At 58.5% G+C, this 23,734-nt stretch carries 19 protein-coding genes; 13 read left to right on the forward strand and 6 right to left on the reverse strand.

What is annotated here, in order from left to right; genetic code table 11:
- Positions 1–274: 274 nt before the first annotated feature.
- Together dinB and ACQZ45_RS14925 are read right to left on the reverse strand one after the other, a co-directional pair.
- On the reverse strand, positions 275–1,354 hold the full coding sequence (gene dinB / locus ACQZ45_RS14920) for a DNA polymerase IV (protein WP_076846020.1): 1,080 nt from the start codon (positions 1,352–1,354) through the stop codon (positions 275–277).
- A gap of 23 nt (positions 1,355–1,377) precedes the next feature.
- Entirely contained in the window at positions 1,378–3,444 is a 2,067-nt protein-coding gene (locus ACQZ45_RS14925; RefSeq protein WP_448742325.1) for an ATP-dependent helicase, read from the reverse strand.
- Positions 3,445–3,731: 287 nt separating this feature from the next.
- Between ACQZ45_RS14925 and ACQZ45_RS14930 the strand changes: the two genes are divergently transcribed.
- The 7 genes from ACQZ45_RS14930 to ACQZ45_RS14960 all read left to right on the forward strand — a co-directional run bounded on the left by ACQZ45_RS14930 (position 3,732) and on the right by ACQZ45_RS14960 (position 11,524).
- Positions 3,732–4,469 (forward strand): carboxylesterase family protein, encoded by a 738-nt coding sequence (locus tag ACQZ45_RS14930; protein WP_448742326.1) that lies wholly within the window; start codon positions 3,732–3,734, stop codon positions 4,467–4,469.
- Positions 4,470–4,679: 210 nt separating this feature from the next.
- Complete coding sequence (locus ACQZ45_RS14935) at positions 4,680–5,750, forward strand: LacI family DNA-binding transcriptional regulator (RefSeq protein ID WP_448742327.1); 1,071 nt, start codon at positions 4,680–4,682, stop codon at positions 5,748–5,750.
- Between the two features lie 5 nt (positions 5,751–5,755).
- A complete protein-coding gene (locus ACQZ45_RS14940; protein WP_448742373.1) occupies positions 5,756–7,357 on the forward strand; it encodes an FAD-dependent oxidoreductase in 1,602 nt (533 codons plus the stop codon).
- 49 nt (positions 7,358–7,406) lie between these two features.
- Positions 7,407–8,678 carry an ABC transporter substrate-binding protein gene (locus ACQZ45_RS14945; protein WP_448742328.1) on the forward strand — a complete coding sequence of 424 codons (1,272 nt, stop codon included), beginning with the start codon at positions 7,407–7,409 and terminating at the stop codon, positions 8,676–8,678.
- A 10-nt stretch (positions 8,679–8,688) separates the two neighbouring features.
- Positions 8,689–9,621: a carbohydrate ABC transporter permease gene (locus ACQZ45_RS14950; RefSeq protein ID WP_111789927.1), complete on the forward strand. Its 933-nt coding sequence runs from the start codon at positions 8,689–8,691 to the stop codon at positions 9,619–9,621.
- Positions 9,611–10,453, forward strand: a complete 843-nt coding sequence (locus tag ACQZ45_RS14955; RefSeq protein ID WP_035200343.1) for a carbohydrate ABC transporter permease — start codon at positions 9,611–9,613, stop codon at positions 10,451–10,453. The genes ACQZ45_RS14950 and ACQZ45_RS14955 overlap by 11 nt, the downstream gene beginning before the upstream one ends.
- 18 nt (positions 10,454–10,471) lie before the next feature.
- Positions 10,472–11,524 carry an ABC transporter ATP-binding protein gene (locus ACQZ45_RS14960; protein WP_448742329.1) on the forward strand — a complete coding sequence of 351 codons (1,053 nt, stop codon included), beginning with the start codon at positions 10,472–10,474 and terminating at the stop codon, positions 11,522–11,524.
- A 108-nt stretch (positions 11,525–11,632) separates the two neighbouring features.
- Here the strand turns inward: ACQZ45_RS14960 and ACQZ45_RS14965 are convergent, their stop codons facing one another.
- From ACQZ45_RS14965 to ACQZ45_RS14980, 4 genes are read right to left on the reverse strand one after another with little or no spacing between them, the layout of a single operon-like run.
- Complete coding sequence (locus tag ACQZ45_RS14965) at positions 11,633–12,370, reverse strand: ABC transporter ATP-binding protein (RefSeq protein WP_025594968.1); 738 nt, start codon at positions 12,368–12,370, stop codon at positions 11,633–11,635.
- A complete protein-coding gene (locus ACQZ45_RS14970; protein ID WP_025594967.1) occupies positions 12,367–13,212 on the reverse strand; it encodes an ABC transporter ATP-binding protein in 846 nt (281 codons plus the stop codon). Before ACQZ45_RS14970 ends, ACQZ45_RS14965 begins: the two co-directional genes overlap by 4 nt.
- Complete coding sequence (locus ACQZ45_RS14975) at positions 13,199–14,098, reverse strand: ABC transporter permease (RefSeq protein ID WP_448742330.1); 900 nt, start codon at positions 14,096–14,098, stop codon at positions 13,199–13,201. The genes ACQZ45_RS14970 and ACQZ45_RS14975 overlap by 14 nt, the downstream gene beginning before the upstream one ends.
- The gene (locus tag ACQZ45_RS14980) at positions 14,095–15,123 is read right to left on the reverse strand and encodes an ABC transporter permease (RefSeq protein WP_004431168.1); all 1,029 of its coding nucleotides are present in this window, start codon (positions 15,121–15,123) and stop codon (positions 14,095–14,097) included. Before ACQZ45_RS14980 ends, ACQZ45_RS14975 begins: the two co-directional genes overlap by 4 nt.
- A gap of 205 nt (positions 15,124–15,328) precedes the next feature.
- On the opposite strand from ACQZ45_RS14980, the gene ACQZ45_RS14985 reads away from it, so the two are divergent.
- The 6 genes from ACQZ45_RS14985 (at position 15,329) to ACQZ45_RS15010 (ending at position 23,720) form a co-directional block, all read left to right on the forward strand.
- Positions 15,329–16,042, forward strand: coding sequence for a FadR/GntR family transcriptional regulator (locus tag ACQZ45_RS14985; protein WP_004431172.1), 714 nt, complete (start codon positions 15,329–15,331; stop codon positions 16,040–16,042).
- 67 nt (positions 16,043–16,109) lie between these two features.
- A complete protein-coding gene (locus ACQZ45_RS14990; protein ID WP_013761138.1) occupies positions 16,110–17,090 on the forward strand; it encodes a mannonate dehydratase in 981 nt (326 codons plus the stop codon).
- Positions 17,091–17,206: 116 nt separating this feature from the next.
- A complete protein-coding gene (locus tag ACQZ45_RS14995; protein WP_370953851.1) occupies positions 17,207–18,745 on the forward strand; it encodes an ABC transporter substrate-binding protein in 1,539 nt (512 codons plus the stop codon).
- A gap of 244 nt (positions 18,746–18,989) precedes the next feature.
- Positions 18,990–20,093 (forward strand): hypothetical protein, encoded by a 1,104-nt coding sequence (locus ACQZ45_RS15000; protein WP_448742331.1) that lies wholly within the window; start codon positions 18,990–18,992, stop codon positions 20,091–20,093.
- 186 nt (positions 20,094–20,279) lie between these two features.
- Positions 20,280–22,619, forward strand: coding sequence for a bifunctional diguanylate cyclase/phosphodiesterase (locus ACQZ45_RS15005; protein WP_111789932.1), 2,340 nt, complete (start codon positions 20,280–20,282; stop codon positions 22,617–22,619).
- Between the two features lie 207 nt (positions 22,620–22,826).
- Positions 22,827–23,720 carry an SDR family oxidoreductase gene (locus ACQZ45_RS15010; protein ID WP_448742332.1) on the forward strand — a complete coding sequence of 298 codons (894 nt, stop codon included), beginning with the start codon at positions 22,827–22,829 and terminating at the stop codon, positions 23,718–23,720.
- Positions 23,721–23,734 lie beyond the last annotated feature (14 nt).

Consider the following 23,734-nt stretch of genomic DNA (forward strand, 5'->3'; position numbering starts at 1 on the left):
GGGTCTTGCCGCTGCTGATGAAAGCAGACTCGTGCGTTTCTTGCATGGCTGCGCTGCATTAAAGCCTATTTAATATGCGGTAAAACCGGGTATCTTATTTTCATCGAAGCGATGCACCTCCTCCCGCAAAGCTTCGGATTGAGATGACCCTATCCTCCTCCCAAGGGTTGTCTTGTGAACAATGGCACTCCTCCTCCCAGCCGTTGTTCGAAATTTCGGAAAGCCTGCCGCACCTCCTCCCGCGGCGGGCTTTTTCGTTTTCGGGACAGGGGCATCACAGGCCAAGCGCGAGCTGCGCTTCCTCTTCACTCTCTTCGGTGCTCAGCGAGGAAAGGGTAATCCCCAACAGCCTTACCGGACGTTTGAATGGAAAGACGGAGGCAAGCAGGGTCTCTGACATCTCTTGGATCGTTGCGAGGTCAGACACGGCTCCCGACACTGTTTTGCTGCGTGTCGCCTGGCTGAAATCCGAATATTTGATTTTCACGGTCACCGTCTTTCCCGTGATGTCGTGGGCCTCGCAATAACGCCAGACTTTCTGAGCCAAAGGGCCAAGCTCCGCCTTCGCCAAGTCGAGATCGTCGATATCCTCGACGAATGTGTCCTCGGCGCCGACAGATTTGCGGATGCGATCGGGCTTGACCTGCCGTTCATCGATGCCGCGGGCGATGTTGTAGAAATAAGGGCCGGACTTCCCGAAATGCTGTTGCAGAAAACCGAGTGATTTCGACTTGAGATCGAGTCCTGTTTCGATGCCGTGCCGTTTCATGCGCTCGGCCGTGGCGGGTCCTACGCCATGGAATTTCTTGACGGCCAGGGCTTCAACAAAGCCAGGCCCATTCTTTGGCGTGATGACAGCCTGGCCATTCGGTTTGTTCAGGTCGCTTGCCATCTTGGCCAGAAATTTGTTGTAGGAGATGCCGGCAGATGCATTGAGGCTGGTGACCGCCTTGATTTTTGCGCGGATCTCCAGCGCAATTTCGGTGGCGATCTCCATGCCTTTCAGGTTTTCGGTGACATCGAGATAGGCTTCGTCGAGCGATAGCGGCTCGATCAGCGGGGTATATTCGGCAAATATCTCGCGTATCTGTTGCGACACCTGCCGGTATACCTCGAAGCGTGGCGGTACGAAGATCAGATCCGGGCATTTCCGTTTGGCAGTGACGGACGGCATGGCTGAATGCACGCCGAAGGTTCTCGCCTCGTAACTTGCCGCAGCCACCACGCCTCGTGCGGCCGATCCGCCGACGGCGACGGGCAGGCCGCGAAGTGCGGGGTTGTCGCGTTGCTCCACCGATGCATAAAAGGCATCCATGTCGATATGGATGATCTTTCGAACAGCCGTGTTATCCATCGTTCCAGCCTATACGATCTTCCCTATTTCCACATCGCCCGCATCCGCGCGCCTACATCGATGCGGATCTGCTGTGCGCTGCGCTCGGAGGCTGCGGCCGAAACCAGGGGCCAGGTGGCGGTTTCAAAGAACTGCAGCAAAGTTGCCGGTATGAAGCGGGTTCTAGCGGCATAGACATGCCGGTCGCCCTGCGCGTTCTGGCCATGGGTGAAGAACCGTTGCGGGGTTATCAGTGACAGACTGTCCTTGGCGCGAGTCATGGCGACATAGAGCAACCGGCGTTCCTCCTCTACTTCATGCGTGGAGCCGACGCCCAGATCGGAGGGTATGCAGCCATCGACCACGTTCAGGATAAAGACGGAGCGCCATTCCTGGCCTTTCGCCGAATGAATGGTTGAAAGCGTCAGGTAATCCTCATCGAGCAGCGGCACGCCTGCCTGATCGCTGGTGGCATCCGGTGGATCGAGCGTCAGTTCGGTGAGGAAGCGTTCGCGGGAAGGATAGCCGCCGGCAATCTGCTCGAGTTGCAGCAAATCGGCCTTCCGCGTCTCGGCATCCACATGGATGCGTTCGAGGTGGGGCTCGTACCAGAGCCGCGCCTGCTCGATATCTGATGGCCAGCCGCCGTGCGATTTTCGCATGTTCGCCAGCAACTGCACGAAGGATACCCAGTCATCACCGGTTTTGGGTGGCGGCGGAATTTCGGCAAGGGCGAGCAGAGGTTCCGGGTCTGCCGCAATCGTATCGAGAATATTGCCGGCTTTCTTCGGCCCGATACCCGGCAGCATCTGAAGTAGCCTGAAACCTGCGACGCGGTCGCGCGGGTTTTGCGCGAACCGCAATACCGCCAGCATGTCCTTTACATGGGCACTGTCGAGAAACTTCAGGCCGCCAAATTTGACGAAGGGAATGTTGCGGCGTGTAAGTTCAACTTCAAGCGGCCCGCTATGACTGGAGGTGCGAAACAGCACGGCCTGTTGCTTCAGCGTCATGCCGGTCTCACGATTGGCCAGCACCTGGTCGATAATGAAGTTCGCCTGCTCGGTTTCGCTTTTTACTGTCACGAGCTTCGGCCGCTCGAGTGACTGTCGTTCGGTCCAGAGGTTTTTGGTGAATCGCTCACGGGCAAGGTCGATGACACCATTGGCGGCAGCCAGTATCGGCTGTGTCGAGCGATAGTTGCGATCAAGGGTGATAATATCGGCAGGCGGGCTGAAAGATGCCGGAAAATCAAGGATATTGCGCACCGTTGCTGCCCGGAACGAATAGATCGACTGGGCATCGTCACCCACCACGGTCAACCCGCGACCGCCCGGCTTCAGTGCCATCAGCACCGCGGCCTGCAGCCGGTTGGTATCCTGATATTCGTCGACCATCACGTGGTCGAAACGATTGCCGATATCGCCTGCAAGGTCGGGATCGCTGACCATCTGGGCCCAGTAGAGCAGAAGATCGTCGTAATCGAGAACGTTCTGGGCCTGCTTGGCCTCCACATAGGCGGCGAATAATTGCTTGAGTTCTTCTTCCCAGCTGGACACCCATGGATAGTGCTGGCGCAGGATTTCTTTCAGCGGCGTTTGTGAATTGACGGCGCGCGAATAGATCGCAAGGCAGGTGCCCTTTGTCGGAAAACGGCTCTCGGTCTTGGAGAAACCCAGTTCGTGTCGGGCAAGGTTCATCAGATCAGCGCTGTCTTCGCGGTCGTGGATCGTGAAATCCACGTCCAGTCCAATCTGTTCCGCATAGATTCGCAAGAGGCGCGCGCCGATCCCGTGAAACGTGCCGGACCAGGTCATCGCATCCGTGAGGGCTCCGGCGTTAGCGCCGATGACCTGCTTGCAGATACGCTCGACACGACGCGACATTTCGGAAGCGGCACGCCGTGAAAACGTCATCAGCAGGATGCGGCGAGGATCAGCGCCATTAACGATCAGATGCGCCACCCGGTGCGCCAGCGTATTGGTCTTGCCGGAACCGGCACCGGCGATAATCAGCAACGGTCCCGCCGTGTGTCCGCCTGAAGGCCCAACGCCATGTTCCACGGCCTTGCGTTGCTGCTCGTTCAGTTTGTCCAGATAGGCAACCGCCATGCCTGCATCCTTGATATTTGCCTATCCGCACGAAGACGGCATTTTTCAAAAGCACTCTTGTTGCAATGATTAGCAAAAACTCAAACAGCAGGCCAGAACAAATAATGAACGCATGTCTCTGTCCTCCACACTGCGGTGGACAAGCCTGGCTGATCGATAGTCGCAGCCTCAATCGGGTTCCGCATGGCGTGTTGACCGGCATGCTTTTCAAACCACTGAACCAACCCGGCGGCTGATGAGTTCACCAGTCGCGTCTTGGAAGACGTGTTTGTTGGGAGGACAAAAGCATGAAGCATCTTAAACTATGCCTGATCGCTGTTGCGGCACTGGCCACATCGACATTTGCGTTTGCCGAGCAGAAGGCCATGAGGTCTGACGCCACGATCGCGTCGGATATCAATTATCTGCTTTATACGCCCAAAGACTATGCCGGTTCGGACAAAACCTATCCTCTCGTGGTATGGCTGCATGGCGGCGATCAGGGCGGGAGCGACGTCGAAAAGCTGCGCCGCAACGGTCTGCCAAAATTGATCGAAGGGGGCCGTGATTTTCCTTTCATGGTGTTTTCGCCACAAAATCCGAGCGAGGAACTGCTTTATCCGATCGAACGTGTCGCAAGCGTCCTGGCTTCCGTTGTGGCGGATCATCGGGTGGACCGCAGCCGTATCTATCTGATTGGATATAGCCGGGGAGGGTTCGGCGCCTGGTCAATGGCCGAGCAGTTTCCACAAACTTTTGCTGCGGTCGTCCCAATTGCCGGTGGCGGCATCCGCCATTACCTCAACCGCACCAATGAAAAGACAGCATTCTGGGCCTTTCACGGCTCAAGGGATGAGGTGATTCCTTTGTCCGATACTGTTGTCCTCGTTCAGCGTCTCCAGGAACTGAAACGTAATGTGCGGCTGACGGTTTTTGAAGATACGAACCATGAAGAGGTGGAGGCAAAAGTGCTCGACGATGAGGCGATGTGGACCTGGCTTCTCCAGCAAAAGCTTGCAGACGCAAAGACGCCTTCGGTACCCTGAACCCGCAGCGGGCACCATTTACCGATGGTATGAAAGCCCATAACCCAGCGCGGCCGTCATAAGGCCGGGCTGGCCGCCTCATAAGCCTTCGTCAAAACATCTCTCCGCAAGCGTGTCTTTCCCCTCTTGACACAGAGTAGGGAGGCCATGCTAATACGCATTAACAGCTAATACGTATTAGCAGGCAACGAATGTCGGGGAGGGCATTGCGTGACCAGCCATAAACGCCTTACTCAGAACGATATTGCGAAGCTTGCCGGCGTCAGTCAGGCAACAGTATCGCTTGTTTTGAACGGCGCGCCGACCGCGATTGCACGTATCCCGGCTGAAACACGCGAACGCGTACAGGCGGTCATTCGCAAGACGGGTTATGTCGCCGACCCGATCGCGCGCCGCATGGCCAAGGGGCTTAATCGCATCCTCGGCGTCTTCACCTACGAGCCTGCTTTTCCAAGCGCACAGGCGGACTTCTTTACGCCGTTCCTGTTGGGCATCGAGGAAGAGGCGCAGCAGCAGGCATACGATCTTCTGCTGCTGACCAGTGCCGGCGTCGGCAACAACCGCAAGATTTTTTCCGAGGGCAACAGGCTCCGGATCGCCGATGGCTGCCTGGTCCTGGGCCGTGAATTCGACCGCAAGGAGCTTACCCGGCTGGTCTCGGAAGATTATCCATTCGTGGCGATCGGCCGACGCAACGATGCTGGCGGGCCCGTGCCCTATGTTGGCGGCGACTATGCCGCGGGCACACGGCAGCTTGTTGAGGATGCCATGATGCTCGGGCATTCCAAACTCGCCTATATCGGCCCTGCGGGTCCGGCGGAATCGATTGCCGACCGCTGGCGAGGTTTCAGTGATGCGCTCGGCACGGCGGCGACGCTTGCATTGCACATAAAGGCGGTAAACCGGCCTGCCGAAAAGATCCTCGACGCGATCATCGAAAGCGGCGCGACGGTGGCATTTTTCATAGAACTGGCGGATGCGGTGCGCGTCGAGACTTTGGCACGGGAGCGCGGAATTGGGGTGCCCGACGTGTTTTCGATGGTCGTGCTTGGCAGCCATATTCGTGCCGGCCGCAGCCCGGTGCGTTTCACATCCTATGAAATTCCCCGTGAAGAGATGGGCCGGCAGGCGACCGCAATGCTGGTGAACCGCATCGAGACCGGCAGCCCGGGAAGTCAAATTCTACTCAGGTGCCAACCCGTCAAGGGTGAAACATTGGGGCCGGCTCCAGTGGCCTCCCCAGATAAGTCCCCAGTCAACAAAACGGATGAGACGACGTGAAAGAGATGCAAGCAGACATTCTTGTGGTCGGTGGTGGCCTTGGCGGCGTGGCGGCGGCCCTCGGTGCCGCACGCGCCGGAAAGCGCGTGATCATGACCGAGGAATATGACTGGATCGGCGGTCAGCTGACCAGCCAGGCCGTGCCATCGGACGAACATAGCTGGGTCGAGCAGTTCGGCATCACCCGCTCTTATCGCGCACTACGCAACGGCGTGCGCCAATATTACCGCGACCATTATCCGTTGACGGAAGGCGCCCGCTCCTGGAGTGACCTCAATCCGGGTGGCGGCTGGGTCAGCCGCATCTGCGCCGAGCCGCGCGTCAGCCTTGCGGTGATGGTAAGCATGCTTATGCCATATATCGGCGCCGACCGGCTGACGGTGCTCAAGCCCTATCGGCCGGTTGCTGCCGATGTGGATGGCGACCGGGTGCGCTCGGTCACCCTGCGTCATCGCGACAGCGGAGCGGAGATCGTCATTTCCGCCGACTACATTCTTGATGCCACCGAGCTTGGCGATCTGTTGCCGATGACGGGCACGGAATATGCCAAGGGGTTCGAGGCGCAATCGGACACGGGTGAGCCCAGTGCGCCGGCCAGCGCCCAGCCTGATAATGTGCAGGCCGTGTCGATCTGCTTTGCAATCGATCATGTCGACGGCGATCAGACGATCGACAAGCCTGATAATTACGACTACTGGCGCAAGTACCAGCCGCATTTCTGGGGTGGGCCGATGCTCGGTTTCACCGCGCCGCATCCGCGCACGCTGGAACACACGACCCGCTCCTTCACGCCCAATCCGGACGACGATCCGTTGCTGGTTGATGCCGACCAGCGCAAAGGCGGTGGCGATGAAAACCTCTGGATTTTCCGTCGCATCGCGGCACGCAAGAACTTTGCGCCAGGTTTTTATAAGTCCGACATCTGCCTCGTGAACTGGCCGATGATCGACTACATGGACGGCACCATCATTGATGTGTCGGAAGAAGAAAAGGCGCGGCATCTGAAGGCGGCGGCCGAACTTTCCTATTCGGTGTTTTACTGGTTGCAGACCGAAGCGCCGCGCCTTGATGGCGGACAGGGTTTTCGCGGCCTGCGCCTCAGAGGCGATATTACCGGCACCGAACACGGCCTTGCCATGGCGCCCTATATCCGGGAAAGCCGCCGCATCAAGCCGGTCAGGCGCATCGTCGAACAGGATCTTTCCTACACGGTTCGCGGTGACAGGGGGGCTGTCCGCTATCGCGACAGCATCGGCATCGGCATGTACCGCATCGATCTGCACCCATCGACCGGTGGCGACAACTATATCGATGTGCCTTCCTGCCCGTTCGAGATTCCGCTTGGCGCACTCATACCCGAGCGCGTGAAGAACCTTATTCCGGCGGGCAAGAACATCGGCACGACGCATATCACCAATGGCTGCTACCGCCTGCATCCAGTCGAATGGAATATCGGCGAAGTGGCTGGAATGCTGGCGGCCTATTGCCTGGAAAAAGGTCTCACACCGCATCAGGTGCAGGAAGACGATGACCATCTTCATGCCTTCCAGACGGCGCTGACCCGCGAAGGCATTGAAATACGCTGGCCGGATATCGCGGCCTATTAGGACGGCGGACTGTCGTTCGATCGAACCCATCTTTGGAGGAGGACTGGGAATGAATAGTCATTGGAAAATGCAAACCACGGCCTGCGCGCTGGCCCTTATAGGCTCGTTTGCGCTGGCAGGGGCAGCGGCGGCGCAGGATGCGGTCAAGCTGCGCATGACGATCTGGAGCGCCAACGAGGCGCATCTAAAGCTGTTCAACGACATCGCAGCCGGCTTCAAAAAGGACCATCCAAATGTCAGCGTGACCTATGAGTCCCTGCCTTTCGACACCTATACCACTGCGCTCACGACCCAGATTGCGGGCGGCAATGCGCCTGACATGGCCTGGATTTTCGAGACCTCGGCCTATGATTTCGTCAAATCAGGCGCGCTCTATCCGCTCACCGACACGCTGAAGGCCGCTCAGGGTTACAATCTCGACGAAGTCAGCGCCGGGGCCACGGAACGCTGGTCGCAGGACGGAAAGCTCTTCGCCTATCCGTTCTCGACGTCGCCCTTTGCGGTCTTCGTCAACAATGATCTCATCAAGGCCGCAGGTGCAAAGACGCCGGCGGAGATGATCGCTGCCGGCGAATGGACCTGGGAAAACGCCATCGCCACCGCCTCGGCGGTCGCGAAATCCGGCAAGGGCGGGCTTGTCGTCCGCGACTTCAATTACCAGAGCTGGCAATATCTGACCTCCGTATGGAACAGCTGGGGCGCATCGCCCTGGAGCGCAGATGGCGCAACGTGCACCATGGCGGAACAGCCGATGGCGGATGCTGTATCGTTCATCCATGATGCCATCTTCAGCAAGAAGGCCATGCCCGGCCCCGGCGAGACGGTCGATTTCTTCGCCGGTAATGCCGCGATGACCATTACCCAGATCAGCCGGGCCTCGCTTTTGCCGAACGACAAGCCTTTCGGCTGGGACCTCGTGCCGCTGCCGAGAGGACCGGCCGGTGAATACGCGCTGATCGGGCAGGCCGGCATCGGCGTCATGCAGTCTGGCAAGAATGCGCAGACGGCGGCCGAATTTGTTGCTTACATGACCAATCCGGAAAATTCGGCAAAGCTCAGCCAGTTCTTCCCCTCGGCACGCAAGTCGCTGTTGAATGCGGAGGTGTTGAAAAAAACCAATCCGCTACTCAGCCAGGAACAGATCGAAAAGGTCGTCATATCAGGCATCGCCAAGGGCAAGGTCATGCCCGGCCACACCGGCTTTGCCCAGATCCAGCAGATCGTGCGCTCAAACCTCGATGCGGTCTGGCGGCCGGAGGCCGATGTCGCGGGAGCGCTTCAAAAAATCTGCGGCCAGATCGCACCGCTCCTGAAGCGCTGAGGAGAAAGCCATGGCTGTCGCGCAGGAGATTACCCGTCCCCGGCATCGCCCGGTATCGGCGTTCTGGACCATCGCGCGGCGCGACAGTCTCGCTGGCTTTCTGTTCATCGCCCCGCAACTGATCGGGATCATCATCTTCGTGCTGATTCCGCTCGGGCTGGTGTTCTGGTATTCGCTGCATGAGTGGAACGTGCTCGCCAATACCTTCACCTATACCGGTGCGCAGAACTACCGGATGCTCATCGAAGATGGCAATCTTCTGGAGGTGCTGGGCGCGACCGGGATATTCTCCGCCGGCCTCGTCGTGTTCAACCTGTCGCTGGCGCTGCTGCTTGCCGTGCTGCTCAACCAGAAGCTTGCCGGCATAGCGATATTCAGAACGCTGTTCTTCTCGCCCGTCGTCGTGTCTCTGGTTGCCTGGACGATCGTTTGGGGTTTCCTGCTGCAGAAGAACGGTGGCATCAACGGCATGTTGCTGATGGTCGGCATCGAAGGCCCCAACTGGCTGCGCGAGGAGACGACAGCGATGATTTCGGTCATCGTCGTACAGGTCTTCAAGAATGTCGGGCTCAACATGATCCTGTTTCTGGCGGCACTTCAGGGCGTGCCGAAGGAACTCTACGAGGCCGCCCGCATCGACGGCGCGCCAGCCTTCAAACAGTTCCGCCGCATTACCCTGCCGCTGATCAGCCCGACGATCCTGTTGACCTCGATCATCACCATTGTCGGCTCGTTACAGGTTTTTGCTCAGATCGCTGTTTTGACCCAGGGCGGGCCGGGTCTGTCGACCACGGTGCTGGTCTACTACCTCTATCAGCAGGCCTTCCAGTTCCATTTCTTCGGTTACGGCTCGACGCTGTCCATCCTGCTGTTTCTGATCGTTGCCGTGCTGACCTTTGCCCAATGGCAGATGCGCAAGAGGATCGTCTTTTATGAAAGCTGACCTTTCCCCCCGCATGCAGGTGGCGCTCTACGGGTTGCTGTGCGTGCTGCTTGTCCCCTTCGTCTTTCCAACCTGGTGGATGGTTACCTCCTCCATCAAGCCCATAAGCGACATCTTCGCCTTCCCACCGCAGCTCATACCGCAGAGCCACGACTGGACGACCTATGCGAAGGTGTTCGAGTTGCAGCCCTTCGTGCGGCAATATTGGAACTCCGCCTACATTGCCGCTGTGGTGACGATCGGCACGATGATCATCTCCTCAATGGCAGGCTATGCCTTCGCACGGATCCGGTTTCCGGGCGCCAATGTGATCTTCATGATCGTGCTGCTTGGCCTGCTGATCCCGTCCGAAGTGACGATCGTGCCGCTCTTCCAGATGTTCCTGAAGGCAGGCATGGTCAACACCCACTGGCCGCTGATCCTAGTGCCGATTTTCGGGGCGCCAAGCGTGTTTGCCACCTTCGTCATGCGGCAGTTTTTTGTGACACTGCCGGGGGAACTGGAGGAGGCGGCGCGCGTCGACGGTCTTGGACGTTTCAAGATATTTCGCAAAATTGCCTTGCCGCTGGCGAAGCCGGCGCTTGCTTCGGTCGCGATCTTTACGTTCCTGCATTCCTGGAACCTGTTCCTCGAACCCATCGTCTTTCTCTCCAGCGCCGAGATGTTCACGCTGCCGCAGGCACTGACGCAATATACCGACGCCTATGGCGGGCCGATGTGGAACATCCAGCTTGCCGCAGCGACGCTTACTGCGCTGCCCGTGCTCATCGTCTTCGTGATTGCCCAGAAGCAGTTTGTCGAAGGCCTCGCCCATACCGGCCTCAAGGGCTGAAGAACCGGAAACCGATTGATGGCTGACGTTACTCTCTCCGACATCCGCAAAAGCTATGGCGCGGTGAAAACCATTCACGGCATCGATCTCGCCATTAAGGACGGCGAGTTTGTTGTGCTTGTCGGGCCTTCCGGCTGCGGCAAGTCGACCCTGCTGCGGATGATAGCCGGTCTCGAAACGATTACCGGCGGAGAGCTCAGGATCGGAGAACGGGTTGTCAACGATCTCGATCCCAAGGACCGCGATATTGCCATGGTGTTCCAGTCTTATGCCCTATATCCGCATATGACGGTGGCCAGCAATATGGGCTTTTCGCTGGAGCACCGCGGCTCGAGCAAGCAGGAAATTGCTGAAAAGGTGAACTGGGCAGCGGATATTCTTGGCCTTGCGCAGCTGCTCGACCGTTATCCGCGCCAGCTCTCCGGCGGCCAGCGCCAGCGCGTTGCGATGGGCCGGGCCATTGTTCGCAATCCGCAGGTGTTCCTGTTCGATGAGCCCCTGTCAAACCTTGATGCGAAGTTGCGCGTCGTCATGCGCGGCGAGATCAAGGCGCTGCACCAGAAGCTGAAGACCACCACGATCTATGTGACGCACGACCAGGTCGAGGCGATGACGATGGCCGACAGGGTCGTGGTTCTCAATGGCGGCAGGGTCGAGCAGATCGGCACGCCGCTCGAACTTTACGACCGCCCGGCAAATCAGTTCGTTGCGGGCTTCATCGGTTCGCCATCGATGAACTTCCTGACCGGCGCGATAACTGAAAGAGGTTTTGAAACCGCAGGTATCGTGTTGCCCTTGCCAGTTTCCGCGGCCGGCTTTGCCGGCAAACAGGCCGTTTACGGCATCCGCCCGGAACACTTCCTGCTTGATGCCGGCGGCGTGCCTGCCGAGATAATGCTGGTTGAACCATTAGGATCGGAAACGCAGGTCACCATGAAACTCGGCGATACCAAGGTGCTCGGCGTCTTTCGGGAACGCATAGGGCAGGCAGTCGGCGACAGCATCATGGTCTCGCCGACGCTTAACTGCGTCCATCTGTTTTCGAGTGAAGACGGAGCACGGCTGAACTGATCACGGGGCCATCTGCCTTTCGCGCGGGCCGACGGCCTGATCAGATACTGGACTGCTAGGGAAAACCTCGCAGTCCAGCTGTTCCAATGGCTCACCCCATGACGGTTTTCAAAGGAAGCTGCTCTCGAAGAGTTCGCCTGAATAGGCCGCGTGGGTGATGCCCGCTTCAAGATCGGCCTTGGTCAACTCATCGACAAAAACACCATTCTGCATGACCAGAACGCGGTCGCACATATGGGCTATAACCGACAGGTCGTGGCTGACGAGAACGAAGGTGAGGTTCTGCTCGTCGCGCTGATCGGCCAGCAGGTTCAGGATTTCCGCCTGAATGGAGACGTCGAGAGCGGATGTCGGCTCGTCGAGAAGCAGGATCGGCGGCTCGAGGATAAGCGCGCGGGCGATTGCAACACGCTGACGCTGGCCTCCGGACAATTCATGCGGGAAGCGCTCGGCAAAATGCGCGGGCAGGCCAACCTGCTGCAGCGCGGCCGGAACCTTCGACCAGCCGTCACCAAGCCCCATGGAGCGGATCGGTTCGGCAAGAGCCCGGCCGATGCGGTGGCGTGGGTGCAGGGAACCATAGGGGTCCTGGAACACCATCTGCGCCAGCTTCAGCTCGTCGCGGCTACGCACTTTGCCCACAGGCTTGCCTTCGAAAGAGATCGATCCGGTCCAGCCGGATTCCAGGCCGGCAAGCGATCGCAGCAATGTCGACTTGCCGCAACCGCTTTCGCCAACGATGCCGAGTGTCTCGCCTCGATTGACCCGAAAGCTGACGTCACGCACGACGTGATTGCGGTTTTCCTTCGTGCCGTAGACTACATCAAGCTTGTCTACCGTGATCATCGCATCACCTCCGCATCGATTGCCTGGCGATCCAGCACCTTGAGGCGCCGGACCGGATTGCGGGGATCGGGCATGGCCGCGATCAGGCCCCGTGTATAGGGGTGTTGCGCATCTTCGAGCTTGGAAAGCGTCTCCACGACGCGTCCGCCATACATGACCAGCACGCGTTCGCAAAAGGCCGCGACCATGCGGATATCGTGACTGATGAGGATGAGGCCCGAATTGTTTTCGCGCACCATCTCGTCCAGAAGCAGAAGGACATCCTTGCGGACGCTGACATCGAGTGCTGAGGTCGGTTCGTCGGCGATGACCAGCTTGGGTTTGGCAAGCAGCATCATGGCGATCATCACGCGCTGTCCCATGCCGCCTGAAATCTGGTGGGGATAAAGCCCCATCACGCGGTCAGGATCGTTTATGCGCACGCGCAGCAGCATGTCGCGCGCGGCATTTCTGGCGGCCTTGCCCTTGAGGGCCAGATGCAGCTCGGCCGCTTCCGCCACCTGCTTTCCGATCGGCAGGACCGGATTGAGGGAATAACGCGGATCCTGCATGATGAGCGCCATCTCGCTGCCGCGGATCGCACCCATCTGGCGCTCGGATTTTTCAAGCAGGGGTTCGGAGAGGAAATCCATCCGTTCTGCCGTCACCGTGGCACTCTTGGGCAGAAGGCGCATGGCGGCACGGCCGGTCGTGGACTTTCCGGACCCGGATTCGCCGACGATACCGACACGCTCGCGTCCGACGTCGAAGTTGACATTGGAGACGGCGGGGATGGCGTTGCGGCCAAAGCGAACGTTAAGATCGCGGACCGAAAGAATGGGAGAGCTATCAGGAACGGGCATGACGCGGATCCAGTAGGTCGCGCAGCGTATCGCCAGCGATGTTGAAGGCAAGGCTCGTCAAAAGGATCGCGATGCCGGGCATGACGGCGACCCACCAGTAATCGAGCATGAATTTACGGCCGCTGGAAATCATCGCCCCCCATTCGGGAAGCGGCGGCTGCGCGCCAAGACCGAGGAAGCCAAGCGAGGCGGCCGTCAGGATGATACCGGCCATATTCAATGTCAGTCTGACGATGACCGAAGGAATGCACATCGGCGCGATATAAAGAAACAGGATGCGCATCGGCGAGGCCCCATAGAGGCGTGCGGCCGCAACATAGTCGGTGTTGCGCACGACCAGCGCTTCGGCACGCGCCAGGCGTGCGATGGGCGGCCAGGCGGTCAGCGAGATCGCGATGATTGCGGTGCCGAGACCGGCTCCCATTGCAGCAGCAAAGGCAAGTGCCAGAACGAGCGAAGGGAAGGAAAGGACAATATCAGTCGCGCGCATCAGAATGGCGTCGGTTCTGCCGCCGAAGAAACCGGCCATGACACCGATTGCAAGGCCGATAGGGCCGACGATGATCGAGACCGACAAAACGGTCTGGATCGTGATGCGGGTGCCATAGACGAGGCGGCTGAAAATGTCTCGGCCAAATTCGTCGGTTCCCGCCAGATGCGCCCAGCTGGGAGGCTGAAGCGCATTTTCGAGCACCTGGCGCACCGGATCATATGGCGCAATCAGGGGAGCGAAAATGGCAACCACGACCAGAATGGCGAGAATGGCAAAGCCGAACATTCCAAGCGGCTCGTCGCCAAGCTTCCGCAGCGTCCGCGCCGTCGTTGTGGATATCCGAGACAATGTGCTGCGGCTCCGCACGGGAGTGTTCTGAGTTATATCGGTCATCGAGCGACCTCCCGTGTCCGCGGGTCAAGCGTGGTGTAGGCCACGTCTGCGAGGAAGTTGAGCATCATGAAGATGAAGCCGATGACGATCGTGGCTGCGAGGATCGCATTCATGTCACCGATAAGCAGTGCATTCGTCATGTATTGTCCGATGCCGGGCCAGGAAAAGACGATTTCGGTCACAACGGCGCCTTCCAGCAGGTTGCCATAGGAGATGGCGAGAACGGTGATCAGCTGAACCGCGATATTCGGCAGTACATGGCGGGTTACGGTGCGCGCCGGGCTGACGCCTTTCGCACGCGCCGCGATCACATAATCCTGGCTGAGTTGTTCGAGGGTGAAGGCGCGGGTCATGCGGGTAATGTAGGCCATTGCCATATAGGCAAGGATGATCGCCGGCAGCATGATATGCGCGAGCGCATTCCAGAAAATCTCTGTCTCACCTGCGAGAAGAGTGTCGACCAGCATCAGCCCTGTTCTCGGCTCCACGAGGCCTTCGTAAAAGACGTCCACGCGACCGGGCCCGGCGACAAGGTTGAGATTCGCATAAAAAATCACGAGCCCGACGATACCGAACCAGAATACGGGTATCGAATGCCCCACCAGCGCAAAGACACGTGCGAACTTGTCGATGAACGTGTCGCGAAACAGGGCCGCGGCGAGACCGAGCGGGACGCCGATGACGGTGGAGATGATGATTGCCAGCGTTGCAAGCTCAAGCGTCGCCGGGAAGGCCTGCGCCAGGTCCCGCGTTACCGGGTTTCCGGTCAGGATAGCTATACCGAAATCGCCGTGCAGCAGCCCGCGGAGATAGATGAAAAACTGCTGGTAGAGAGGGAGATCAAGCCCAAGCCGAGCCCGCATGGCTTCATAGGCCTTGGGATCTGCAAGCTCACCGACGATTGCCCCGACCGGATCGGTCGGCATCACCCGGCCAATGATGAAGGTGATGCAGAGCAGGATGAAGAGGCTGACGACAAGTTGCAGGAAGCGATGTCCAAGCCCGCGCAATGAAATTTCAGTCATCGCAAATCGCACTTCCACGAGAAAACGCTGTCAGCGATGCCACTTTTTGAACGGCTCGCCGCAGACGAGCAATTCTACCCTGCAAAAACTTTTGATGGTACTTCATCCCAACTCCTCCCTGAGCTAACATGAAAACATATGACGTAACGCCACGTCATCATATGAGTAACGAAGGGATTCGTTTTCTGCAAGAGGGAAGAGTGGCATGATGGGCGATAGGGAAAAGCCGCGGGAGCGGCGGGCACAACAGATCATCGATAATCTCAGTGCAGAAATTCGCAGTGGAAAACTGAAGAACGGCGATCAGCTTCCCACGGAACCGCAGCTTGAGCGTACCTACGGCGTGAGCCGCACAGTGGTTCGCGAGGCGATCGCGGATCTGCGCTCTTCCGGCTATGTCATTCCCATCCACGGCAAGGGCGTGTTCGTCAGCAATGTCAGCGAGTGGGCGGGTGTGAAGCTGACGCAATCCGAAGTTGGCACAATTGCGGAAACGCTGGAAATGCTTGAGTTTCGGCTCGCAACCGAAGGCGAGGCAGCGGCAATTGCCGCCTATCGCCGCACAGCCCAGCAGGAAGCGGCGATTTCGGCCGCCCATCGGAAAATGGGCCGAGCCATCGATGCGGGCGAAAGCACCGTCAGTGCCGATTACGAGTTTCACACGGCCATTGCGATAGCGACCAACAACCGGTTCTATCTCGAGGCACTGCGCCAGTTCGGGTCACGCTCGATACCGCGCGGTCAGTTTCCCACCCTGCCGGAGACGGGCGACGCGGATTATCTGCGCAAAGTGCAGGCCGAGCATGAGGCAATCCTGCGCGCCATCGTAGAGCAGGATCCGGATGCCGCGCGGAAAGCCATGCGCGATCATATGCTTGCGAGCCAGCGTCGATACAGGTTGCTTTCCGAGGCGCAATAGCATCTCGACACTCATCTTATTTCATGCGATGTCATATGATGACTAGCATGGAGTGAGGAGAGAATCGATGTATGTCGGCACCCAGGTGACAGCGCGCGATGACGAGGATTTCAAGGTTTGGGCGCAGCTTGGCGTCAAGAATATCAACGCCGATCCGCCTGGTGCACCCGCAAGCTGGACCTTTGAGGATTTTGAGCGCCACCGTGACAAGGTCGAGAGCTTTGGCCTCGTGCTCGACATGGTGCAATTGCCGTTGCCATCAAGGCCGATCGAACAGGCATCGTTTCCCGATATCCTGCTTGCCGGGCCAGAACGCGACCGGCAGATCGATGCCGTCTGCAGAATGATTGAGGATATCGCCAGGGCCGGCATCCCGGCGGCGAAATACAACCTCAATCTCATCGGCATCCCGCGCACTGAAATGGAGCGTGGGCGCGGTGGTTCGCTCAATGAAGCCTGGCGATGGGACAAGGCGGACCATGACGCGGCTCCGGGCCTTGCCGGTGTTCTATCCGAGGACGAAAACTGGGAACGCATCGACTATTTCCTCGAACGCGTGGTGCCGGTTGCCGAAAGCAACAAGGTGCGGCTCGCCTGCCATCCGCATGACCCCTACACCCCGCCCGGCTACAAGGGTGTCACCCGGGTGCTCGGTACCGTCGAGGGCCTGAAGAAATTCGTGCAGATGCGGGAAAGCCCTTATCACGGCCTGAATTTCTGCCAGGGATCGATCGGCGAGATGCTCGACAATCCGCGCGAGGAGATCGACGAGATCATCCGCTGGTTCGGCAGCCGCGACAAGATATTCAATGTCCATTTCCGCAACATCAGCGGCGGCAAGCTGTCGTTCATGGAAACGTTTCCCGACGAGGGTGACATGGACATGGTCCGTTCGCTGAAGCTCTACCATGAACTCGGCTACCGTTACATGATCATGCCAGATCATGTGCCGACGATTGCGGGCCGCGATCCCGTCGGTGTCGCCTTTGCGTTTTGCTACGGCTACATCGCCGCGCTCATCGAGGCGCTCAACAACAACCATCTTTGACTGTTTCAGGCCGGTTGGCGCACGTGGCGCTGCCGGCTTGCAATTACCGATCTGTAGGAGGAGCAGGTATGAAAAAATCAATGATCCGTCTCGCATTCACCACCGTTCTGGGAGCCATGCTGGTGCAGGCGTCGCCGGTGGCGGCCAAGACCCCCAACGACCAGCTCGTCGTCGGGACATCGCTTGCCCAGGTGCTGTCGCTAGACCCCCATCAGGCTACCGAAGCGAAAGCCAACGAAATTATGGCCAATCTTTACGATCGGCTGATCTCGGTCGATGGCTCGGGAAAGGTTTCGCCGCAGCTGGCAGAGCGCTGGGAGACAGATGACAAGGGTATCACGTTTCATCTTCGCGCCGCCAACTTTGCCTCGGGCAATCCCGTTACCTCCGCAGATGTGGTTTATTCGTTCAGCCGCCTTTTGAAGATGAATCAGGCGGCGGCCGCCAACCTCAAGCGCGTTGGTTACAACGCGGAAAATGTCGACAAGCTGGTGAGCGCCCCGGACGAAAAGACGGTCCGCATCGAACTGTCAGGGCAAACGACCTCCGAACTACTGCTCTATCGTCTGGCGATGGTCATTGCCAGCGTCGTCGACAGCAAGGAACTCAAGTCCCATGAAGTTGATGGCGACTGGGGCAATGCGTGGCTCAGAACAAATTCCGCCGGTTCAGGCCCCTTCACCCTCAACCGGTGGTCGCCGAACGAAATCATCATTCTTGAGGCCAACAAGGACTATGTAGCCGGCAGCCCGAAAATGCGCCGCGTGATCGTGCGGCATGTACCGGAAAGTCAGGTGGAGCGCCTGATGCTGGAGCGAGGCGACATCGACATTGCCAGCGCGCTGACGGCATCCGACCTTGCGACCTTCAACAACAAGGAAGGTTTTCAGATCCAGCGCGTGCCGACGGGTGGTTTCTACGTCCTGTCCATGAATGCCGGCAAGGAGCCTCTTTCCAACCCCAAGGTTCGCGAAGCGATTGCTTACGGCATCGACTACAAGGGAATGGAAAAGACCATCATGGGCCCCTATGGCAGGGCGCGCACGGTGCCGGTTCCGGAGAATTTCGAATATGCCATTCCAAGCCCCGACTGGAAGCTTGATGTCGAGAAAGCGAAATCTCTTCTGAAGGAAGCCGGTTATGAGAATGGCTTCACGCTTAATCTGAAGACGATTGCCCAAACGCCGCGCATCGATCTTGCTACGGCCATCCAGGCATCGCTCAGCCAGGTCGGTATCAAGGTGAACATTCAGCAGGGTAACGGTTCGGACGTGATTGCCGCTCACCGTGCGCGGGACTTCGATCTGCTCATTCCGCAGACGGGCGCCTATATGCCCAACGTCCTTGGCTCGATGGAGCAGTTCTCCAGTAACCCCGACAACTCGCTTGCTGCCAACAATGCCGGCAATTTCGTCTGGCGCTCTGCCTGGGACATTCCGGAACTGACGGCTCTGACCGCAAAGGCTTCCCTTGAGCCCGATGCCAAGAAACGTGGGGAAATCTACACCCAGATGCAGGAAATGTTCGTCGCGCAGAAGCCAGCGGTTCTGCCTCTCTTCGAGAGATACGAGCCGATCGTTTTGACGTCGCGCGTCAAGGATTATGTCGGTCACCCCAGTCAGACGACACGACTGGAAAACGTGACGAAGCAGTGACTGCAAACCACTAGACGAAAAACATGTGACGGGCGGTGAATTTACCGCCCGTTTTTTTTGGGTCCCCCGACTGCTTGCTGGCCAATTAAGACAGGGCCGCCGTGCGAACTATTACGCCCCCATCCTTGAATTCTTGGGGTTTTCGCGATGGCTCCAGCGGGTTAGACCGTGCAGCGATCGACCCTTTCCCAGAGCGGGATTCCCAAACCCCGCTCGCTCACATTCCACTAAATGCGTTGGCACCATGAGCTTCCCACAAATAAAACTTCCCGCAAGGCCGCTCAGTTTGAAGCGCGGTGTCATTTCGGTACCGGCGGCCTATTATTTCTCCATTCCCGTGCTGCTGGTGATTACAGTCGTCCTGCTCGTGGCCGAAGGCCCGGGTGTGTTGCGCGACTATCAGATCAGCCGCGACCCGCTGGAGATCGAAAGCGGCGATATCAACGGCAGTTGCAAGACCCGCAAGGCGATCTTCACGAATTGCGAAGCGGAGCTTTCCTACGACCATGGCGGTGTGAGCTACAAGAAGGATGTCGAGGTCATGTTCGTCGATTTCCATACAGGTGACTATGAAACCGGTCTGGTCATTTCGGCGAAGAATCCCGAACTTGCAACGATTTCACTTGGCCTCGATATGCTCTGGAACCGGATCATAACCCTGGGCGTGTTCGTTGCCCTGCTCGGTTTCGGCTGTTTCGCACTGCTGCTTACACTTATCCGCACCTTGCGGGCTCGTCTGCGTCTGCGGCACCCGGCGCCATTGACTGTTATTCCGGTGGCGCTGACGGCGGTCGCCGAAAAACGCAGCCGTCTCTTCGTGACCTATGCCGATACGGTCAGGGAAGGGAAGACGAAGAGGCAATCCTTTACCTACCTGGAGAGAGGGCGAATCCCGGTCGTCGTCGGCCACACCGGCAAACACGATGTCGCACTGGCGGTCTGGCACGATGAAACCCCGCTGCCTGTTCTGCTTGACGATCAGCTGGAGCGAATTGACCTATCGGAACAGGAAAGAGCGGAAGCACTTGCCTCGCTCGAACCGGTGCTTGCGAACCGTGGGCAGGAGGGCGTATCCGCCCCCGGCGCGGCGGTGACAAAGGCCCCAAGCCTTGCGCGACGGCTGGCAATGTTCGTTGCAATTGTCGCCTTTATCGTCGTTGCAACCTTGGGGTACTGGCTGTGGTACGTCACCAGCGCACCTTCGCAATTCAACTCTCCGGGCATGGACCTCAACAACATGATGCCCGCGGCGCTCAACGAGTGGGGCTGCGCGCGTCTGCAGGAGCGTTTTGCTGATGGTCCAGCACCTTTCGGTTGTGCCGGGAACGATTTTCGAAGTTGGAAATAAAGGCTTTTTCTCTTGGCGTTTATCGGGCCGGTCGCAAGAGCTTGATGGGCTGGCGCGTCGGCCCCGGCGTCTCCTGGCTCTTTGTCGATGAGATCGATCAATTATCCAAAGTTGCATTAGAGATTTATAAATAAACCAACTCCATAGTGCGATCGTGGGCGGTTCTCGAGGCTGGGAGAGTGCATCATGTTCACGGTTCTGGAATGCGTTGCGGTACAACACGATCATGCGATCGTACTGCTTGCAGCGGTTATTTGCCTGCTTGGCATGCATGCTTTTTTCCATTTGTTGTTGCGTGCGGAAGAAAGCCCGGCTGGCCGCAAGCCTTATTGGGTGCTGGTTGCCGCCTTTGCAGCGGGGCTCAGCGTCTGGGCCACGCATTTCGTTGCCATGCTTGCTTATAAGGGTTCAGTCCCGATCGGCTTTGATTTCCAGTTCACGGCGCTGTCGGCGGTTCTGGCCGTTCTGGGGTTCTGGCTGGCGCTCAGGGCGCGCTCGCAGGCGAGCTACAGTCCCGTTATCGTCGGAACGCTGGTTACCCTTTCGGTTGCCGTCATGCATTTCGTCGGAATGGCGGGCATGGATGTGGCCGCTACGATCAGCTATCGCTGGGGCCCCGTTTTGGGTGGCTTTGCCGTTGCCTGGGTATTTTTTCTGCTGGCCTTTTTCCTGTTCCTTCGTTCCGCCGCATGGAAACGCATCGTCATTCCGGCTGGATGTTCGATCTTGGCAATCTGCGCTTTGCATTTCACCGCCATGTCGGCCACGATCCTGTCGCCGGATCCGTCCGTCGCTGGCCCGGATCCCGACAATCTCGCCAGAGTAATCATGATTGCTGCCGTTTCGGGCGTGACTTTCCTGGTCCTCGCGGCGACTGCCACCGCCGCTCTCGTTGACCGTTACCTTGTCGATCTCAAGGGGCTTGTGGATGCGACGCTGGATGGTCTTGCCGTGGTCCGTGATGGTCGCATTGTTGAGCTGAACACCCGTTTTGCCGGGCTTGTCGGCAGCGATGAGGCATCGCTGATGGGTAAAAATCCCGATGATCTCTTCAAGGCCATGGACGGACAGCCCACCTATCTGCCGCGCCTGGCGCCGGTTGAGGCAATCCGCGAACGCACCGACCGGCCGCAGGTGTTCGAGCTTGCCGTGCGCACCATCGAGTATCGCGGCCATCCTTGCGAAGTGCTGGCCATCCGCGACCTGACGGAAAAGCGGGAGGCGCAAAGGGAGATCGAATATCTGGCCCGCCACGATGTGCTGACCGGCCTTTCGAACCGCACCATGTTCCAGACGCGGCTGCACCAGCAGATCGAACATTGCGACGCGGAGGATGAGTTTGCCTTGCTGGCGCTCGATCTCGACCGGTTCAAGGCGGTCAACGACATTTTCGGCCATGCCGAGGGCGACCGGGTGCTGAAAAAAGTTGCGACCATCCTCGATGAATGCGCAAGGCCGGGAGATATCGTCGCCCGTCTCGGCGGCGATGAATTCGTTATCCTGACTGCCCGGCACACCAAATCGGAGGAGGCACGTCTGCTTGCCGAGACAATCCTTGCCATGTTCGGGTTGAAAATGAATGCGGCCAACGACCCGACCGCTGTCGGCGTCAGCATCGGTATCGCCGTCTTTCCGCGGGATGGCAACAGCAACGAAAGCATCTTGCACGCCGCTGATCTGGCGCTTTACCGCGCCAAGATGGGTGGGCGCGGAATATTGTCCTTCTATGATCCCCTGATGGATCAGGAGGCCCGCGAGCGCCGCCAGCTCGAAACGGATCTGCGGCTCGCCATCAACCGCAACGAATTGGTGTTGAACTATCAACCTGTCCTTTCCGTCGAATGTGGTCAGGTCGTCGGTTATGAGGCGCTGGTACGCTGGCAGCATCCGACAAGGGGTGTCGTACCTCCGGATGTCTTCATTCCGATTGCAGAGGAAAGCGGGATCATCATCTCGCTCGGCGAATGGGTGCTGCGCGAGGCCTGCCGCCAGGCGAGCACCTGGGCGCCGCACTTGAAAATCGCAGTCAATGTTTCACCCTTGCAGTTTTCGCTCGCAAATCTCGGCCATGTCGTCTGCACGGTTCTCATGCAGTCCGGCCTTTCGCCGAACCGGCTGGAACTCGAGATCACCGAAGCCGCGTTGCTGAAGGACCGCAAGGCGACGCTGATCATCCTCAACCAGTTGAAGGCGCTGGGTGTGGCCATCGTCATGGATGATTTCGGCACCGGTTATTCCTCGCTCAGCAACTTGCAGAGCTTCCCCTTCGACAAGATCAAGATCGACCGCAGCTTCATCGCCGCCATGAGCGAGGATGATAATGCCCGCGCCATCGTGCGCGCGGTGATCGGCCTCGGTCGCAGCCTCGATCTGCCAGTGACGGCGGAGGGTATCGAAACCGACGCGCAATATCGCATGGTTGTCGATGAAGGTTGCGCGCAGGCGCAGGGTTATCTCTTCGGCAGGCCGGATGTGGCTCCTGCCGCGGCGGCAAGTACCGGCAAGCGGAAGAAACATTCCGTCTGAAAGAGGAGTGCGGCGGCGTGATGCCGTCGTAATTCCATTCTCCTACGCCAATGGAACGAGAGCGAACGCAGATCGTTAGGATTGTGTGTGGTGCGTCCGTGTCGCCACCGCCGCAGCCGGCGGAAGACGACAGCCCTGACCTTCCGATGATGAATTCGCTGGTCATGAGACGCACCAAGGATGGAATTCTATCTCTGGGAGAAACCAATGACAGACCGCCTTGAGCCGCAGGACCCGCGCAACCAGTATCCGCGCCCGCCCTTTTCAACGCCGACTCAGGAAATGCCGGGGCTGGTCACGAACATGATGCCTTTCCCTGATCATGGTGAAAAGACCTATCGCGGCAGCGGCAAGCTTGCCGCGCGCAAGGCGCTCATAACCGGCGGTGATTCCGGCATCGGTCGCGCCGTGGCAATTGCCTTTGCGCGAGAAGGTGCAGATATCGCGATATCCTATCTGCCGGAGGAAGAATCGGACGCCGAAGAGGTGGTAGCACTTATCGAAGCGGAAGGCCGCGTGGCGGTCGCCTTACCCGGAGATATTACCGATGAGGCATGGTGCCGCGAACTGGTTGAAAAAGCGGTAGGTGATCTCAACGGCCTCGATATTCTGGTGATCAATGCCGCAAGACAACAATATCGCGAGGGTATCGCCGAGTTGTCGACTGAAGATTTCGACCGCACGATGAAGACCAATCTCTACGCGCTGCACTGGATTGCGCAGGCCGCCGTTCCTTATCTAGAGCCCGGATCGTCGGTGATTACCACCGCATCTATACAGGCCTATGAGCCGTCTCCCATTCTTCTTGATTATGCCACTACGAAAGCCGGCATCGTTGCCTATACGAAAGCGCTCGCCAAACAGCTTATCGAAAAAGGCGTGCGGGCAAATGTCGTCGCGCCTGGTCCCTTCTGGACGGTTTTGCAGCCAAGCGGCGGGCAGCCGGACGAAAAGGTCAGGAATTTCGGTAAGGACAGCGATTTTGGCCGTCCAGGCCAGCCTGTGGAACTGGCACCGGTCTATGTGCTGCTGGCTTCGCAGGATGGCAGCTTCATCAATGGCGAGGTCTATGGTGTGACCGGAGGCCGGGGCGTTGCCTGATCGGCTTTGAGGAC

This window comes from Agrobacterium sp. 16-2014-1-2a, from assembly GCF_053522705.1.

Excerpts from the sequence above, each read along its gene's own strand:
- ACQZ45_RS14970 (WP_025594967.1), bottom strand. The coding sequence starts at position 13,212 with ATGCCCGTTCCTGATAGCTCTCCCATTCTTTCGGTCCGCGATCTTAAC.
- ACQZ45_RS14940 (WP_448742373.1), top strand. The coding sequence starts at position 5,756 with ATGCAAGCAGACATTCTTGTGGTCGGTGGTGGCCTTGGCGGCGTGGCG.
- ACQZ45_RS14945 (WP_448742328.1), top strand. The coding sequence starts at position 7,407 with ATGAATAGTCATTGGAAAATGCAAACCACGGCCTGCGCGCTGGCCCTT.
- ACQZ45_RS15010 (WP_448742332.1), top strand. The coding sequence starts at position 22,827 with ATGACAGACCGCCTTGAGCCGCAGGACCCGCGCAACCAGTATCCGCGC.
- dinB (WP_076846020.1), bottom strand. The coding sequence starts at position 1,354 with ATGGATAACACGGCTGTTCGAAAGATCATCCATATCGACATGGATGCC.
- ACQZ45_RS14925 (WP_448742325.1), bottom strand. The coding sequence starts at position 3,444 with ATGGCGGTTGCCTATCTGGACAAACTGAACGAGCAGCAACGCAAGGCC.
- ACQZ45_RS14960 (WP_448742329.1), top strand. The coding sequence starts at position 10,472 with ATGGCTGACGTTACTCTCTCCGACATCCGCAAAAGCTATGGCGCGGTG.
- ACQZ45_RS14990 (WP_013761138.1), top strand. The coding sequence starts at position 16,110 with ATGTATGTCGGCACCCAGGTGACAGCGCGCGATGACGAGGATTTCAAG.
- ACQZ45_RS14930 (WP_448742326.1), top strand. The coding sequence starts at position 3,732 with ATGAAGCATCTTAAACTATGCCTGATCGCTGTTGCGGCACTGGCCACA.
- ACQZ45_RS15000 (WP_448742331.1), top strand. The coding sequence starts at position 18,990 with ATGAGCTTCCCACAAATAAAACTTCCCGCAAGGCCGCTCAGTTTGAAG.
- ACQZ45_RS15005 (WP_111789932.1), top strand. The coding sequence starts at position 20,280 with ATGTTCACGGTTCTGGAATGCGTTGCGGTACAACACGATCATGCGATC.
- ACQZ45_RS14965 (WP_025594968.1), bottom strand. The coding sequence starts at position 12,370 with ATGATCACGGTAGACAAGCTTGATGTAGTCTACGGCACGAAGGAAAAC.
- ACQZ45_RS14995 (WP_370953851.1), top strand. The coding sequence starts at position 17,207 with ATGCTGGTGCAGGCGTCGCCGGTGGCGGCCAAGACCCCCAACGACCAG.
- ACQZ45_RS14985 (WP_004431172.1), top strand. The coding sequence starts at position 15,329 with ATGATGGGCGATAGGGAAAAGCCGCGGGAGCGGCGGGCACAACAGATC.
- ACQZ45_RS14955 (WP_035200343.1), top strand. The coding sequence starts at position 9,611 with ATGAAAGCTGACCTTTCCCCCCGCATGCAGGTGGCGCTCTACGGGTTG.
- ACQZ45_RS14980 (WP_004431168.1), bottom strand. The coding sequence starts at position 15,123 with ATGACTGAAATTTCATTGCGCGGGCTTGGACATCGCTTCCTGCAACTT.
- ACQZ45_RS14950 (WP_111789927.1), top strand. The coding sequence starts at position 8,689 with ATGGCTGTCGCGCAGGAGATTACCCGTCCCCGGCATCGCCCGGTATCG.
- ACQZ45_RS14975 (WP_448742330.1), bottom strand. The coding sequence starts at position 14,098 with ATGACCGATATAACTCAGAACACTCCCGTGCGGAGCCGCAGCACATTG.